Annotated in this window: 16 protein-coding genes; 9 read left to right on the top strand and 7 right to left on the bottom strand. The window is 65.3% G+C overall.

Annotated elements, in window-relative coordinates:
- The first annotated feature begins 61 nt into the window (after positions 1–61).
- The 4 genes from ACQCS0_RS03145 (at position 62) to ACQCS0_RS03160 (ending at position 3,391) form a co-directional block, all read left to right on the top strand.
- Entirely contained in the window at positions 62–1,081 is a 1,020-nt protein-coding gene (locus ACQCS0_RS03145) for a sugar ABC transporter permease (RefSeq protein ID WP_354155356.1), read from the top strand.
- A complete protein-coding gene (locus tag ACQCS0_RS03150; RefSeq protein ID WP_354155355.1) occupies positions 1,078–1,953 on the top strand; it encodes a carbohydrate ABC transporter permease in 876 nt (291 codons plus the stop codon). Before ACQCS0_RS03145 ends, ACQCS0_RS03150 begins: the two co-directional genes overlap by 4 nt.
- Positions 1,953–2,219, top strand: a complete 267-nt coding sequence (locus ACQCS0_RS03155; protein ID WP_426940027.1) for a hypothetical protein — start codon at positions 1,953–1,955, stop codon at positions 2,217–2,219. The genes ACQCS0_RS03150 and ACQCS0_RS03155 overlap by 1 nt, the downstream gene beginning before the upstream one ends.
- A gap of 119 nt (positions 2,220–2,338) precedes the next feature.
- Entirely contained in the window at positions 2,339–3,391 is a 1,053-nt protein-coding gene (locus ACQCS0_RS03160; RefSeq protein ID WP_354155354.1) for a LacI family DNA-binding transcriptional regulator, read from the top strand.
- A 37-nt stretch (positions 3,392–3,428) separates the two neighbouring features.
- On the opposite strand, the gene ACQCS0_RS03165 is transcribed toward ACQCS0_RS03160, so the two are convergent.
- The gene (locus ACQCS0_RS03165; protein ID WP_426940028.1) at positions 3,429–4,406 is read right to left on the bottom strand and encodes a hypothetical protein; all 978 of its coding nucleotides are present in this window, start codon (positions 4,404–4,406) and stop codon (positions 3,429–3,431) included.
- A 34-nt stretch (positions 4,407–4,440) separates the two neighbouring features.
- A complete protein-coding gene (locus tag ACQCS0_RS03170; RefSeq protein WP_354155352.1) occupies positions 4,441–5,247 on the bottom strand; it encodes an exodeoxyribonuclease III in 807 nt (268 codons plus the stop codon).
- 154 nt (positions 5,248–5,401) lie between these two features.
- Here ACQCS0_RS03170 and ACQCS0_RS03175 point away from each other — a divergent pair, with 154 nt between their 5' ends.
- From ACQCS0_RS03175 to ACQCS0_RS03190, 4 genes are all read left to right on the top strand, one after another.
- Positions 5,402–6,901 (top strand): CoA-acylating methylmalonate-semialdehyde dehydrogenase, encoded by a 1,500-nt coding sequence (locus tag ACQCS0_RS03175; RefSeq protein ID WP_426940029.1) that lies wholly within the window; start codon positions 5,402–5,404, stop codon positions 6,899–6,901.
- Positions 6,901–7,980, top strand: coding sequence for an enoyl-CoA hydratase/isomerase family protein (locus ACQCS0_RS03180; protein WP_426940030.1), 1,080 nt, complete (start codon positions 6,901–6,903; stop codon positions 7,978–7,980). Before ACQCS0_RS03175 ends, ACQCS0_RS03180 begins: the two co-directional genes overlap by 1 nt.
- Entirely contained in the window at positions 7,973–8,887 is a 915-nt protein-coding gene (gene mmsB, locus ACQCS0_RS03185; RefSeq protein ID WP_354155350.1) for a 3-hydroxyisobutyrate dehydrogenase, read from the top strand. The genes ACQCS0_RS03180 and mmsB overlap by 8 nt, the downstream gene beginning before the upstream one ends.
- Before the next feature lie 64 nt (positions 8,888–8,951).
- Positions 8,952–9,728: an enoyl-CoA hydratase gene (locus tag ACQCS0_RS03190; RefSeq protein WP_354159871.1), complete on the top strand. Its 777-nt coding sequence runs from the start codon at positions 8,952–8,954 to the stop codon at positions 9,726–9,728.
- A gap of 5 nt (positions 9,729–9,733) precedes the next feature.
- On the opposite strand, the gene ACQCS0_RS03195 is transcribed toward ACQCS0_RS03190, so the two are convergent.
- The gene (locus ACQCS0_RS03195) at positions 9,734–10,243 is read right to left on the bottom strand and encodes a MarR family transcriptional regulator (protein WP_354155348.1); all 510 of its coding nucleotides are present in this window, start codon (positions 10,241–10,243) and stop codon (positions 9,734–9,736) included.
- 2 nt (positions 10,244–10,245) lie between these two features.
- Complete coding sequence (locus tag ACQCS0_RS03200; RefSeq protein WP_354155347.1) at positions 10,246–11,973, bottom strand: AMP-binding protein; 1,728 nt, start codon at positions 11,971–11,973, stop codon at positions 10,246–10,248.
- A gap of 164 nt (positions 11,974–12,137) precedes the next feature.
- On the opposite strand from ACQCS0_RS03200, the gene ACQCS0_RS03205 reads away from it, so the two are divergent.
- Positions 12,138–13,271 carry an acyl-CoA dehydrogenase family protein gene (locus ACQCS0_RS03205; protein WP_354155433.1) on the top strand — a complete coding sequence of 378 codons (1,134 nt, stop codon included), beginning with the start codon at positions 12,138–12,140 and terminating at the stop codon, positions 13,269–13,271.
- A gap of 81 nt (positions 13,272–13,352) precedes the next feature.
- Here ACQCS0_RS03205 and ACQCS0_RS03210 read toward each other — a convergent pair whose 3' ends face one another.
- The 3 genes from ACQCS0_RS03210 to ACQCS0_RS03220 form a co-directional block, all read right to left on the bottom strand.
- Positions 13,353–13,556 (bottom strand): cold-shock protein, encoded by a 204-nt coding sequence (locus tag ACQCS0_RS03210; protein ID WP_013599688.1) that lies wholly within the window; start codon positions 13,554–13,556, stop codon positions 13,353–13,355.
- Between the two features lie 170 nt (positions 13,557–13,726).
- Positions 13,727–14,353 carry a response regulator transcription factor gene (locus ACQCS0_RS03215; RefSeq protein ID WP_354155346.1) on the bottom strand — a complete coding sequence of 209 codons (627 nt, stop codon included), beginning with the start codon at positions 14,351–14,353 and terminating at the stop codon, positions 13,727–13,729.
- On the bottom strand, positions 14,350–15,621 hold the full coding sequence (locus ACQCS0_RS03220; protein ID WP_354155345.1) for a histidine kinase: 1,272 nt from the start codon (positions 15,619–15,621) through the stop codon (positions 14,350–14,352). The genes ACQCS0_RS03215 and ACQCS0_RS03220 overlap by 4 nt, the downstream gene beginning before the upstream one ends.
- Positions 15,622–15,729 lie beyond the last annotated feature (108 nt).

Here is a 15,729-nt window from a genome sequence, read left to right on the forward strand (position 1 = left end):
GCCGGCGCTTCACGCGAGCGGTCGCCCGAGGGTCACGCTATTAATTCCGGAAGGAGGGGATATGTCCACGCTAGCGCAGCCTAAACCAGCGCCGGAGACACCGAGCCCCAAACCGAGTAAAGATCGAAAAGAAGTAGGACAGGACAGGGCGGTCAAGTCCCAAGGCCGCTGGGCGTTCTGGCTGGTTTCTCCGGCCTTGGTGGTGCTCGCTATTGTTATCGTCTACCCGGTGGTCAACGCCATCATCATGGCCTTCCAGAAGGACCAGGGCCTTGACCCGGTGACCAAGGTCTTTGTCCAAGGCGGTTCCGCCGGCTTTGACAATTTTGTGCACTGGCTGGCCCAGCAATGTGGCTCGGCCGCTTGTGCACCTGGCACCCTCGGAGCCCAATTCTGGAGCGCCACCGGTACCACATTCTTCTTCGCTGCTGTCACCGTGGTGCTGGAGACCATCTTGGGATTCTGGATGGCAGTCATCATGGCACGCAGCTTCCGCGGACGCAGCGCCCTTCGTGCAGCGGTCCTGGTGCCGTGGGCCATTCCCACGGCAGTGACAGCGAAGCTGTGGTTCTTCATTTTCGCTTTCGATGGAATCGCCAACAAGCTGTTTGGTACGGCGATCCTCTGGACAGGCAGCGAGTGGCCGGCCCGGTGGGCGATTATCATCGCAGACGTCTGGAAGACCACGCCGTTTATGGCATTGCTGATTTTGGCGGGCCTGCAGATCATCCCGGCAGAGGTATACGAGGCCGCGAAGGTCGACGGGGCCTCGACATGGCAGCGTTTCACCCAGATCACCTTGCCCCTGGTGAAGCCGGCACTCATGGTTGCTGTCCTGTTCCGTGTCCTTGATGCATTGCGTATGTACGACCTCCCAGCTATCATGACCCAGGGCTCCAACGGCACAACAACGTTGTCCATCCTGGTAGTTGATCAGATCCGTCAGGGGTTCAACTCAGCAGCGGCCTTGTCCACCATCACCTTCTTGATCATCTTCCTTGTTGCGTTCATCTTCGTTCGGTTCCTCGGAGCTAATGCAGTTGCCTCAGCCGCGCCCAAGACCAAGGAGCAAGTGAAATGACCGCCGTGACCTTTGACGCCGCACCCAAGACGGCTGCCCGGCGGCGGGAACGCTGGGCAAACGGACGCACCTATATCAGCGCAGGCCTCATCTTCATCTGGTGCTTGATTCCGTTCTACTGGATGATCGTGACCGCGTTCCGGGACGTCGGGTTTACGTTCGATTCGACGCCTTTCTTCACCCATGTCACCTGGGACAACTTCAACACTGTGTTCTCAGAAAGCCTGGGTAACCACTTTGGCCGGAACCTCCTGAACTCGCTCTTTGTGGCCGGGGTGACCACCGTGGTTGCCCTGCTCTTTGGCGTGTTTGCCGCGTATGCCTTGTCCAGGCTTGAATTCCGCTTCAAGTTCCTGGTGCTGGGCTTTGTCCTCGGGGCTTCGATGTTCCCGGGCGTGGCCTTGGTGACGCCATTGTTCCAGTTGTTCACCAACATCGGCTGGTACGGCACCTACCAGGCACTGATCATTCCGAACATCTCGTTTGTGTTGCCTTTAACGATCTATACCCTCACATCGTTCTTCCGGGAAATGCCGTGGGAACTGGAGGAATCAGCTCGAATTGATGGGTGCACCCAGGGGCAGGCTTTCCGCAAGGTGATCATGCCGCTCGCCGCGCCGGCCGTATTCACCACCGCCATCCTGGCGTTTATCGCTTCCTGGAATGAGTTCCTCATCGCGAGCCAGTTGTCCAATGATTCCACCAAGACCGTCACAGTGGCGATTGCCTATTTCGCCGGCGCCCAGGCCCACCAGGAGCCGTACACCGCCGTCATGGCAGCCGGAACGGTTGTGACCATTCCGCTCGTGATCCTCGTGCTGATCTTCCAGCGGAAGATCGTGGCGGGTCTGACAGCGGGCGCGGTCAAGTGATGCAAACTCCAGATTCGGCCGGACCCCTCACGGGTCCGGCCAAGGAGCATTACACGCGGGTGAAGTCGGCGGAAGATTTCGACCTCGTGATCGGTTTTCTCGGTTTTTGGGCCTTGGTCCTGCTGGCTATCACCGTGGCGGCCGAGCTCTCGGCCCAGCCTGCACTGGGCTGGGCGCTGGGCCTGTTGGCCGTAATTCTGGCTCTGTGGGGGATGCTGAGGCTGCGCCGACGGCTCCCCGCCAGGACATCCAGGCGCATCACCTGAGGGGCCATCCGACATAAATCAGCAGGGAATCGGCTAGAGGCAACCAGACGGAATATGCTGAGTGCCTCCGTCCCGGAAGGCACCCTCGGCTTCCGCGCGGGATACTGAGGGGGCTTTGAGTGGCAAAAACAAGCGAGAGGTCTCAACGGGGTGGCCACAGCGGCGTCAGCATTGAGGACGTGGCAGCTGCCGCAGGCGTATCCACCGCCACCGTTTCCCGGGCCGTGCGCGGACTGCCCCGGGTTTCGCCCGCCACCCGGGAGAAGATCCTCGAAGTGGCGGGGGCCCTGGGCTATGTCGCTTCGTCGTCCGCGTCAGGGCTGGCCACCGGCCGCACCAAGACCATTGGCGTCTTGGCGCCGTTCGTGAGCCGCTGGTTCTTCTCCAAGGCCATTGAGGGCGCGGACCGCGAACTTCACTCCCGCCACTACAACCTTTCCCTCTTCAACCTGGGCGGCCACGGCAGTAACCGCGAACGCCTGTTCAGTAAAACCATGGTTTACAAGCAGATTGACGCCTTGCTTGTCCTTTGTATGGCGCTCAGCCACGAGGAACTGGACCATCTCCAGAAGATTGACATCCCGCTGATCGTAGTGGGCGGCCACGTGGAAGAGTGCGCGTACATCGGCATCGACGACTACGCCGCCGCTTCTACGGCCGTCAGGCACCTGATCGATCTCGGCCACAGGGACATTGCCCTGCTGCACGGCGACGACGAAACGGATCTGAACTTCGATGTTCCCCGCGTGCGGATCCTGGCCTTCAAGGACGTGATGGCTGCGGCAGGACTACCGGTCCGGCCCGAATGGGATGAGTGGGGAGACTTTACAGTCCGCAGCGGCCAGGAAGCGTTCCGGCGCCTCTGGGCCGGGCCCGGCCCTAAGCCCAGCGCCATCTTCTGCGCCTCCGACGAGATGGCCATGGGGGTCATCTTCGAAGCCGCACGTGCGGGCGTCCGTGTGCCGGAGGACTTGTCGGTGGTGGGGATCGATGACCACGACTTCGCCGACGCGGTGGGTCTGACCACCGTGGGACAGCGGCCGGACGAACAGGCCGAGCTGGCTACCAAGATGCTCCTCGATGAACTGGACGGCAGGGTCGGGGCGGTTCAGTCCGCCGTCGCGCCCCACCAGCTCATCGTCAGGCGTACGACGGCGCCGCCTCCTTCCTGAGGAGGCGCTGCGTCGCAGCTGATCCAGGAAGCCTCGGTCAGGACGCGCGGGCGAGTTGCCGGATGGGAATCCAGCGGGAAGCCAGCCTGCGGTAGGCCGCGGCGGCGCCCGTCATGTCGCCCTCAGCCAGGCATTCGATGCCCAGCCGGATGTCCATGGGCGACTCGTCCGGGTAGACCTTGTCCGCCACAGCACCGTAGTCGAGTTCCACCATGGAATCGACGTGGAACAGCTCCAGCCATTCGGTCAGCTGTGCGAGGTCGTCCAGCATGTCCAGGTCCGGGGCGGCCAGCGCCAGGTGGGCCACGGCGTACCGTGCGCGCTCCATGGCCTCGGTGATGGGAGCCCACACCCTGACGGTGAGGATGCGGCCGCCTGATTCCACTACGTCCTTATGGTCGCCTTCCGAAAACAGCGAGAACCAGCTGAAAGGGATGCCCCAGGTGGAGGCGCGCGTATGCACGCGGATGGCGCCGTCCCGTGCCTTTACGTGGTCAATGCGTTCCTGGTGTTTGTCCCGCTGCTCCTCCGGAATAAGCATTTCGGCCAGCGGGCCGTGGATGCCTTCCATGAGGGCATTGGCGGCGAGGCCTGCCCGCAGGACCAGCTGGCTGGGGCAGTACAGCAGGATGCGTCTGGCGTCCCCAGTGTCAGGCCCGGCGCCAGCGCCTGTCCCGGTCCCCAACCCGGACCCGGACCCGGCACCCGGGCCGGCGGCAGCACCGGCGTCGGACGTTCCTGACTGCGGGGCCCGCCCCGGGGGGACGCAGGGAACGCTGGTGACTCGGACCAGGTCCGTCCGCCCGGTGGGGAACGGGTCCCCGCCAGAGCGTGTGATCCTGCCCAGCGAGGCCAGCAGTTCGGCGTTTTCGACGGCGGCCCGGGAGGCCGTGCGGGCTCCGGCGGTCCGGATGGCGTCCCGTTGTCCTTCCGGGAAGGCGTCCAGCGGTTCGTAGACGCGCAGGGTGGAGGAGAACGGCAGGCCAGCCTGGCCCCGGTAGAGGTTTCCCGTCATCACAGTCTCCCTTCCGGGGCACCGGCTGCAGCCATTAGTCGGCCAGATCCACCAGGACGGGGGCGTGGTCCGAGGCGCCCTTGCCCTTGCGTTCCTCGCGGTCGATCGAGGCGCCGGTGACGCGGGCCGCCAAGGCGTGCGAGCCAAGGACAAAATCAATGCGCATGCCCTCCTTTTTGGGGAAGCGCAGCTGGGTGTAATCCCAGTAGGTGTACACGCCGGGACCGGGCGTGTACTGGCGGGCCACGTCGGTGAACCCGGCCTCTGCGAAAGCGTGGAAAGCTGCGCGCTCCGGCGGGCTGACGTGGGTATGGCCCTGGGACAGGAACAGGTCGATGTCCCAGACGTCCTCATCCAGGGGCGCGATGTTCCAGTCGCCCATGAGCGCAACCTGGGCGTTGGGATCAGCGGCGACCAGGCCCTGGGCGTGGTCCTTGAGGGATTCGAGCCATTTGAGTTTGTACGGCATGTGTTCGTCGTCCAGGGAGCGGCCGTTGGGCACGTAGAGGCTCCAGATCCTGACGCCGCCGCACGTGGCAGCCATCGCGCGGGCCTCCTGGACGGGGTCCTTGCCTTCCTTCCCGAACGGAGGCTGGTCCAGGAACGTGCGCTCCACGTCTTCCAGGCCAACCCGGGACGCGATGGCAACCCCATTCCACTGGCTCACACCGAAGTGGGCCACCTCGTAGCCCATGCGTTCGAACAGTTCCCACGGGAAGTTTTCGTCCTTGCATTTGGTCTCCTGGATGGCCAGGACGTCGCAGTCGCTGCGCTGCAGCCAGGCCTCCACGCGGTCGGCGCGGGCACGGAGGGAGTTCACATTCCAGGTAGCAATCTTCACAGTCCCTAACTTACCGAACTTGTTGCCCGGAGGCGTTGCCGCGGCGCGGGCGCGATCGGTTCCGGCCGGGCTGGGCGGTCTGGAATTTAGTAGGAAGTCCGAGTATATTCGCTTTCAGAGATGACCTGGATCACATGCGAAGGAGCATTGCATCATGGTGCGCGAACTATCCCATTACGTAGACGGCCAACGGGTGGCTGGGACCTCCGGCCGCTTCAGCGACGTTTTTGACCCCTGCGCGGGCCAAGTCCAAGCGCGCCTGCCCCTGGCCAGCGCGGAGGAAGTCCGGAACGTGGTGGCCGCCGCGGAGAAGGCGCAGGTCCAGTGGGGCGCCATGAACCCGCAGCGCCGTGGCCGGATCCTGCTTAAGTTTGTTGACCTCGTCAACGAGAACATGGACGAACTCGCCACGCTGCTATCCTCCGAGCACGGGAAGACCTTCGCCGATTCCAAGGGCGATATCCAGCGCGGAATTGAAGTGGTGGAGTTCGCGGCGGGTGCCCCGCACCTGCTCAAAGGCGAGTTCTCCGACGACGCCGGGGCAGGCATCGACGTCCACTCGCTGCGCCAGCCACTCGGCGTGGTCGCGGGAATCACCCCGTTCAACTTCCCGGCGATGATCCCGCTGTGGAAGTCCGGCCCGGCCCTCGCCGCTGGCAACGCCTTCATCCTCAAGCCCTCCGAACGGGACCCCTCGGTTCCGTTGCGCCTGGCCGAACTGTTCACCGAGGCCGGGCTGCCGGACGGGGTGTTCAACGTGGTCAACGGGGACAAGGAAGCCGTTGACGCGCTGCTGGAGGACCCCCGGGTGAAGGCCGTCGGCTTTGTGGGTTCAACGCCCATTGCCCAGTACATCTACGCCACCGCTGCCGCCCACGGGAAGCGCGCCCAGTGTTTCGGCGGGGCCAAGAACCACATGGTGATTATGCCGGACGCGGACCTGGACATGGCCGCCGACGCCCTGATCGGCGCGGGCTTCGGCTCCGCCGGCGAGCGCTGCATGGCCATTTCCGTGGCCGTTCCGGTAGGGGAGAAGACCGCGGACGCGCTCGTGGCCAAGCTGACCGAGCGCGTCAAACACCTCAGGGTGGGCCACAGCCTGGACAAGGACTCGGACTTCGGGCCCGTGGTGGCGGCGAGTGCCAAGGAACGGATTGAGGGCTACATCCAATCCGGCGTGGAGCAGGGCGCCACCCTGCTGGCCGACGGGCGCGGCCTCACGGTGGAAGGCTACGACGACGGTTTCTGGGTGGGACCCACGCTCTTTGACCACGTCACGAAGGAGATGAAGATCTACAAGGAGGAAATCTTCGGGCCCGTCCTCAGCGTGCTCCGCGCCGCCGATTACGACGAAGCCCTCCGGCTGTGCTCCGAGCACGAATTCGGCAACGGTGTGGCCATCTTCACCCGCGATGGCGACGCCGCCAGGGACTTCGCCAGCCGGGTGGAAGTGGGAATGGTTGGCATCAACGTGCCCATCCCGGTGCCCATCGCCTATTACACGTTTGGCGGCTGGAAAGCGTCCGGCTTCGGCGACCTAAACCAGCACGGCGCCGACGCGTTCCGTTTCTACACCAAGACCAAGACGGTCACCACACGCTGGCCGTCCGGGATCCGCCAGGGCGCCAGCTTCATCATGCCGGCAGGCAGCTGATGGCGGAGGTTCTGTTCGACGAGCGCGGCCACCTGGGCATCATCACACTCAACCGGCCCAAAGCCGTCAACGCCCTGAATGCCGGCATGGTGGACGCCATGCTGGCCCAGCTCACCGCCTGGGCGGACGACGACGGCGTGGCCACCATTCTGGTCCACGGCGCTGGCGAGCGTGGCCTCTGCGCCGGGGGCGACATTGTGGCGATCTACCGGGACATCCTTGGCGGCGGTAGCGAAACGGCTGACTTCTGGCAGGCCGAATACCGGCTGAACTCCCTGATTGCCGCGTACCCGAAGCCTTATGTGGCTTTTATGGACGGCCTGGTGCTGGGTGGCGGTGTGGGAATCTCCGCGCACGGTTCGGTGCGGGTGGTCACCGAACGGACCCGGACCGGGATGCCGGAGACCACCATCGGGTTTGTGCCCGACGTCGGCGGGACCTGGCTGCTGGCGAAATCACCCGGGGAGACGGGCACTCACGCGGCGCTGACCGGGGCCCACCTGACCGGGGCGGATGCGCTGTTCCTGGGCCTTGCGGACCACTTTGTCCCGTCGGGGAGCCTGCCGGAGCTGGCGGCCGCGCTCGAACACGAAACTGCGGAAGCCGCCGTCGTACGCTTTGCGCAGGACCCGCCGCCCTCCGGGTTGGAGGCGCAGCGCGGCTGGATCGATGCCGCCTACGCCAGCGAAGACGTGGAGGACATTGTCCGGCGGCTGCGGACCATGGATGGGTCGCCGGATGGCACGCCGGGCGTTGAGGGGAACGGGGCGACCGAGGCTGCCAGCACCATCGAGGCGAAGTCGCCGACGGCCGTGAAGGTGACCCTGGAGTCACTTCGCCGCGCCAAGGGACTGACGCTGGACGAGGCACTGGCGCAGGAATACCGGGTAGGTCTTCGGTTCCTGGTTGCGCCGGACTTCCGCGAAGGGATCCGCGCTCAGGTGGTGGACAAGGACCGCACGCCGCACTGGAAGCCGGCCGCGCTGCACGAGGTGCACGCGACGGACGTGGAACGGTTCTTCGCGCCGCTGGGGGACCGGGAGCTCAACCTGCACACAAAGGAGCCGGACAATGCCTGAACAGACCACCGTCGCTTTCCTGGGCCTGGGCCACATGGGCGGGCCCATGGCAGTGAACTTGGTCCGTGCCGGCTACACCGTGGCCGGCTTCGACGTGGTCCCCGCCGCCCTGTACGCCGCCCAAACCCACGGCGTCCCCACAGCGCCCAGTCCGCTGGACGCCATCGCCGGTGCCGACGTCGTGCTGACCATGTTCCCCAGCGGCCAGCACGTGCTGGACGCCTACCGCGGCGCGGAAGGACAGCCGGGCCTGCTCGCCGAAGCCAAGCCGGGCACTATGTTCCTGGACTGCTCCACCATCAACGTTGACGAGGCGCGGCAAGCCTCCGCGCTCGCCATTGCGGCCGGCCACCGTGCAGTGGACGCGCCGGTCTCCGGCGGTGTGGTGGGTGCCGAAGCCGGCACGCTGACCTTCATGGTGGGCGGCGAGGAGACGGACTTCGAGGCCGTGCGGCCGCTGCTCGAGGTGATGGGTCAACGGGTGGTCCACTGCGGCGGGCACGGCGGCGGCCAGGCTGCCAAGATCTGCAACAACCTCATCCTGGGGGTCTCCATGATCGCGGTCAGCGAGGCCTTTGTGCTGGGTGAAAAGCTGGGCCTAACGCACCAGGCGCTGTTCGACGTCGCCTCCAACGCCTCCGGTCAATGCTGGGCCCTGACCACCAACTGCCCTGTTCCGGGGCCGGTCCCCACCAGCCCCGCCAACCGTGACTACCAGCCCGGCTTCGCAGGGGCACTGATGGCCAAGGACCTGCGACTGGCGCTGAATGCGCTGGAAAGTACGGGGGTGGCCGCCCGGCTCGGACCGCTCGCCTCGGAAATCTACGATACGTTTGCCGCTGAAGGCGGAGCCGGCCGGGACTTCTCCGGAATTATCACGGATATCCGCGACAAATCGCAGCAGTAGCACCATCTGCGGCAGCGGCAACGCTCGCAGCACGCAACATCCACGAACAGCTGAAAGGTCAAGCATGACGGAATACACGAACATCCTGGTGGAACAGCGCGGCCGGGTAGGGCTGGTCACGCTCAACCGGCCGGAGGCGCTCAACGCCCTGGACAAGGCCACCATGGACCAGCTCGTGGCCGCCGTCACCGCCATGGACGCCGACCCCGGCGTGGGCGCGGTGGTGGTCACCGGCTCGGGCAAGGCGTTCGCCGCCGGGGCCGACATCAAGGAAATGGCCTCGCAGGGCTACATGGACATGTACGCCGCCGACTGGTTCCGGGGCTGGGAGGACTTCACACGGCTGCGGATCCCTGTCATCGCGGCGGTGTCCGGCTTCGCGCTGGGCGGCGGCTGCGAGCTGGCCATGATGTGCGATTTCATCATCGCCGGGGACAACGCCAAGTTCGGCCAGCCGGAGATCAACCTCGGCGTGCTGCCGGGCATGGGCGGTTCGCAGCGGCTCACCCGGGCCGTGGGCAAGGCCAAAGCCATGGACATGATCCTCACCGGGCGCTTCATCGGCGCCGAGGAAGCGGAACGCTCGGGCCTTGTCTCGCGCGTGGTACCTGCCTCGGATGTAGTGGAGGAGGCCCTGAAGGCCGCGGAGGTCATCGCGTCCAAATCCAAGCCCGTGGCGATGCTCGCGAAGGAAGCCGTCAACGCCGCCTTTGAAACGGGACTCGCCCAGGGTGTCCTGTTCGAACGCCGGATCTTCCACTCGCTCTTCGCCAGCGAGGACCAGAAAGAAGGCATGGCAGCCTTCACGGAGAAACGCCAGCCCGGGTTCAACCACCGCTGACGGGATTAGCCGTCCGTAAAGTCCCCGGCGTTCCGGCGGAAGGTGCCCAGGATGCCGATCAGCTGGTCCACATCGGCCGCGTCAAACCCTGACTGGCCAAACACCTCGGTGTTGAGCACCGCCGTCGCGCGTTTGGCCACGGTCCGCCCCTCCGTGGTGAGCTCGATCAGCGTGGTACGCCCGTCTGTAGGATGCGGCGAACGGGCCACCAGTCCCGAGCCTTCCAAACGGTCGACGGCGTTGGTCACCGAGGTGGGATGGACCTGGAGCAGGGCGCTCGCCTTGTTCATGGGCAGCGCGCCGCTGCGGGCGAAGCTGAGGAGTGCGAGCAGCTCGTAGCGGGCGAAGGTCAGCCCGAACGGCTTCAGGGCGCCCTCGATCCGGGCCAGCAGGATCTGTTGGGTGCGCATGATGGCGGTGATCGCGGCCATGGGAGCGGCGACGTCGGCCCATCCGTGCTCTTCCCAGTTCCGTTGGGCGTCGGCGATGGGGTCCCGGGGCAGTGGCGCGGCCATCCTCAGCCTTTCAGCCCAGGGAAATCCGCCTCGGAGTACTCCACGCCGAAGCCGTCAGGATGGGTGACCCCGCCGTGCCGGAGTTGCTCATTGTGCCGCAGCTCCACACGGCGGATTTTGCCCGAGATGGTCTTGGGCAACGCCGCGAATTCCAGCCGCCGGATCCGCTTGAACGGCGCCAGGTGTTCGCGGCAGTACCGCAGGATGTCCTCCGCCAGCTCCGGCCCCGGTTCCAGCCCGGACACCAGGACAACGTAGGCCTTCGGGACGGAGAGCTTGAGCGCATCCGGCGACGGAACCACTGCCGCTTCGGCCACGGCCGGGTGCTCCAGCAGCACGCTCTCCAGTTCGAACGGCGAGAGCCGGTAGTCGGAAGATTTGAAGACGTCGTCGTCACGGCCCACGTAGGTGATGACGCCCTGTATATCCCGGCTGGCCATGTCGCCCGTGTGATAGTAACCGCCGCGGAACGCCTCAGCGGTCCGTTCCGCGTCACCGTAGTAGCCCTTCATCAGCCCCACCGGCCGGGGGTCCAGGCGGAGGCACAGCTCGCCGTCGTCGGCTTCTTCCCCGGTGGTCGGGTCCACCAGCACCACGTCGAAGCCGGGAAGCGGCCGCCCCATGGCGCCTACGGTGACCGGCTGGCTCGGCGTGTTTGCCACCTGGACAGTGGTTTCGGTCTGGCCGAAGCCGTCCCGGATGGTCTGGCCCCACGCGCGCTGGACCTGTTCGATCACTTCAGCGTTCAGCGGTTCGCCCGCGGAGACCACCTTGGTGGGCGGGGACTTCAGCACTTTCAGGTCCGCTTGGATTAGCATCCGCCAGACCGTGGGCGGGGCACAGAAGCTGGTGACACGCTCGCGGTCCATCTGCTCCATCAGAGCGCGGGCGTCGAACCGTTCGTAGTTGTAGACAAAAACGCACGCCTCCGCGATCCACGGGGCGAAGAAATTGGACCACGCGTGTTTGCCCCAGCCCGGCGACGCCACATTCAGGTGCACGTCACCAGGTTCCAGGCCAATCCAATACATCGTGGAGAGGTGCCCCACCGGGTACGACGTGTGGGTGTGCTCCACCAGCTTGGCCTTCGACGTGGTTCCGGAGGTGAAATACAGCAGCAGCGTCTCGTCAGCCTGGGTGGGGGCATCGGCCGTGAAGGTGACTGCCGTCGTCGTCGAATCCCTGTACTGGAGGGCCCCGGGGGTGCCGGCTGAACCGACACCGGCGCCGATTTCGATCAGGCGGTAATCGCCGGGGACGCCGGCAAACTTACCGATGTTGGAACGCCCGACGGCGGCCCAGCCCGCCTCGCCGCGCTCCACGCGTTCGGCCAGGTCCTCTGGTCCCATCAGGGTGGTGGTGGGAATCAGGACAATGCCCAGCTTGATGCCGGCCAGCATCAGCTCCCAGAGCTCCACCTGGTTGCCCAGCATGATGATCATGCGGTCCCCGCGGCGCATGCCTTGGCTTCGCAGCCAGTTGGCCACCTGGTTCGAACGGGCGGCCAGGTCCGTGAAACTTCTGCGGGTGGCCGAGCCGTCCTGCTCCACGATGACCAGAGCCGGATTATTGGCCTTCTCAGGATCAGCGGCGATCTGATCGAACCAGTCCAGGGCAAAGTTGAATTCCGTGAACTGCGGCCACACGAACTCGCGCCTGGCCTGGTGGTAGTCGGACTGCAGGGCCAGCAGGCGGTCGCGTGCCTCGCGGAAGTCATCGGTGACTGACATGGGGGGACACCTTTCGTCCAGTGATGCGCATCACTAAGAATCCATCCCTGTGCAATATACTAGGACATCCAAGGGTTTGGAAGACCGAAGGGATATGAAGCGTGCAGCCACAAGGACGTGAGCGTGTTGTGATCGAAGCCCTGCCCTTTCCCGAGGCGGACCTGATGCACATCGTGGACCTCCTGCCCGCGGCCGAACGCGTGCGCTACCTGGAGATCCGGGTGTTCCTGCAGTCCACGGTGCGCCAGGCATCCATCGGCTACTGGAACCGCGAGGAATTCCCGTTCGGGTTGCTGGCGGAAATGGGCAAGCACGGGCTGGGCAGGCTGCAGACGGACGGCACATCCAAGCTCTTCAAGGGCCTGATGTACGTCGAAGTCGCCAGGGCGGACGTTTCGCTGTCGGCCCTGGTAGGGATCCACAACGAACTGATTGTGGGGATGATCGACGCCCTCGGCTCTGAGGAACAGAAGCAGCGCTGGCTGCCTGGCCTGGAGAACTTTACCCAACTCGGCGCCTTCGCCCTGACCGAACCCGATCACGGCTCTGATATCGCCGGCGGGCTGGAAACATCCGCGCGGCTCGAGGACGGCGAGTGGGTGATCAATGGCGCCAAACGCTGGATAGGCTCCGGGACCATCGCGGACTTTGCCCTGGTGTGGGCGCGCGACGCTGCGGACGGGCACATCAAGGGCTTCATTGTGGAGACGGACCGCGCTGGCTACCGGGCAACCAAGATTGCCAACAAGATCGGCCTGCGGATCATGCAGAACGCGGACATCGTGCTGGACAACGTCAGGATTCCGGCGTCCAACATGCTGCCGGGCGCCACCGACTTCTCCAAAGCCAACGAGCTCCTGCGGGATTCGCGTGCCTGGGTTGGCTGGCAGGGTGCCGGGATCCAACTGGCCGCGTTCGACGTCGCCCGTTCCTACTCACTGGAACGCAGGCAATTCGGCAAGGAACTGGCATGCTTCCAGCTGGTCCAGCAGCAACTGGCGGAGATCCTGGGCAACGCCTCAGCGTCACTGGCGTTGATGGCCCAGCTCGCCCGGATCCAGACGGATGGCAAGCTGGAAATGGCGCAGGCGGCTATGGCAAAGTCCACGTGCACCCGGCTGGCCCGAGCGTCGGTGGCGATGGGACGGTCGCTGCTGGGCGGCAACGGAATCAGCTCGGACTATGAAATGGGCAAGCTGTTTGGTGATGCCGAAATCCTCTATACCTATGAGGGCAGCTACGAAATCAACTCGCTGATTGTGGGCCGGGCCGTCACCGGAAAATCGGCTTTCGTCTAGAAATTCACGGGTCATGGGGAGCTTAACAAAAAACTGCCCTGGCCATGCTTTGCGGCACGGACAGGGCAGTTGATCAGAACCTTAGAGCGGGCGAATGTTCTCTGCCTGCGGGCCCTTGGGACCTTGGGTCACATCGAATTCGACTTTCTGGTTCTCATCCAGCGAGCGGTAGCCGCTGCTGGCGATTGCCGAGTAGTGCGCGAAAACATCGGCGGATCCGTCGTCCGGAGCGATGAAGCCAAAGCCCTTTTCAGCGTTGAACCATTTAACTGTGCCTGTTGCCATTGCTAACTTCCTTTGTAACCCTTTTCTGGTCCTGCTCGGACGGCAGGCAGACGCGGAGTCTGTAGTCCGCTGTCTCAAACCTAGGGGCTGCGCGGTGGGCGTGCAATAGCTGCAGTCATCAATTGTCACTGCTGTTACTGAAGTGGTACCCGGGAATTACGTGGTCCGGGCTAGCGCATACCCTCCCGGCGGATGGCCGTGGCGATGGCCGCGGCGCGGGTTTCCACCCCGAGCTTGGCGTAGATATGCGCCAGATGGGTCTTGACCGTAGCCTCGGAAATGAAGAGCCGCTGGCCCAGCTCCCGGTTGCTGAGCCCCTCGGTCAGGAGGCTTAGCAGCTCAGCTTCCCGGGGCGTCAGGACCTCGTCGGGATTGCGCAGCTGCTGGAAGAGCCGGGAGGCCACCGGGGCGCTCATCACGCTTTTCCCCTGCATGGCACCGCGGATGGCGGCAAAGATTTCGTCCGGGGCGGCGTCCTTGAGGAGGTAGCCCATGGCGCCTGCGTCCACGGCCCGGACAATGTCCGCGTCCGAATCGTACGTGGTGAACACCAGGATGGCCTGCCGGCTGTTGCGCTGGCGCAGCTGCTTGATGGCCTCGATCCCGTCCATTCCGGCGCCCATGGCCAGATCCATCACCACCACGGCAGGGGAGTGCTGTTCCACCAGCCCCAGGGCATCCTCGCCGGAGGCGGCCTCGGCCACCACGTCAAAGTCAGGCTGCGTGCCCAGCAGCGCCTTGAGCCCGCTCCGGACCACCAAGTGGTCGTCCACCAGGAGGACGGTGATGCCGGTCATGCGTCGTCCCGGGTGCTCTGCTGCCCTGGTGGCACTGACTGCACCCGAACCGGTACTTGTGCGGCCACAATGGTCCCATCGCCGAGGGTGCTTTCAACCGAGAATACGCCGCCCAGCTGCTCCACACGCTGGCGCATGGCCCGCAGTCCGTATCCCCCGGCGTCCGACGGCGGTGCTGCCGCCGACGGGTCAAAGCCTGTTCCGTCGTCGTAGATATCAAGGGTGACCGAATCAGGAAGGAACCCCAGCGTCAGGGTTGTGGTGGTCGCGTGCGCGTGCTGCTGGATGTTCGCGGCCGCGCTTTGGACCACCCGCAACAAGGCGTGCCGGACTTCCGGAGGAACGTCCCCCGGCTCGCCGGTGACCAGGAGCCGGGCGTGCGGGACGTACTGGGCGGCCGCTTGGTGCAGGGCCTCGGGAAGCGGCGACGCGTCAAGGCCCGGGGCGGCGAGCTCGTGGACCAGGCTGCGGGTCTCGGAAAGGTTCCGGCGCAGCAGCTCCGTAGCCTGGCTGAGCTCCTGGCGCGATGCCTGGCCCGGCCACGAACGGCCAGCGGCCTCCAGGAGCAGCAGGCTGCTGGCCAGGCCCTGCGTCACGGTGTCGTGGATCTCCTGCGATATCCGTTCGCGTTCGGCGATGGTGCCGGCCCGGCGCTCGCTGGCCGCCAGCTGCCCCTGTGCCAGCGAAACCTCGGCATGGAGGCGCCGCTGTTCCGCGGCATCGTGCTCGATCCGGTCATGGATCAGCGTCAGCATCACGCCGACGGCGAGCGGTCCCAGCAGCATCGCGAGGTCCGTCCCGTCGCTGAGCCGGAACAGCCCGACGGCGGTGGCGGCCGCCGTTGCGCCCGCCGCCACGTAGCCTACAGCGCCCGTAAAGGCGGTGCGGCACAGGAAGAAAATCGCAAAGGAACACCAGCCAAAGCTGGGTGCGGCAATGACCAGCGCAGCCCAGACGGCCACAAACGCGAGCATCCAGAGCGCCCACGGGCGTCTCTGCCGGGCAAGTGCAGCGATCACGGCGTACAGGGCGCACACCGCTCCTGCCAGGCCGAGGACCAGGAGGTTGTCCGGCAGGCTGTGCCGCATGACATAGCGGACGGCCGACGCGACGAGCAGGACCGCGAAGCCCAAGTGGACGGCGGCGTCGATCCGGCCGAACCGGCCGAACCGGCCGGCTGCCGAGGCAGGCTCGGCAGGGAGGGAGGATCCGGTGGTCGGTGGGGATTCGGCTGTCAGGGTTTTGCGGGGAGTGGCTGGGGAGGGCATGGGGTCCGGTTCAGGTCAGGAGTGTTCCTATCCCATGCTATTGCCCGTGCCGCTACTGGTCTCTCAGTCTTTTGGCTGATGCCGCTGGCCTTTCGGGGGAGCCCGGCA

It is taken from the genome of Pseudarthrobacter sp. S6 (assembly GCF_050156575.1).
Lineage (GTDB): Bacteria > Actinomycetota > Actinomycetes > Actinomycetales > Micrococcaceae > Arthrobacter.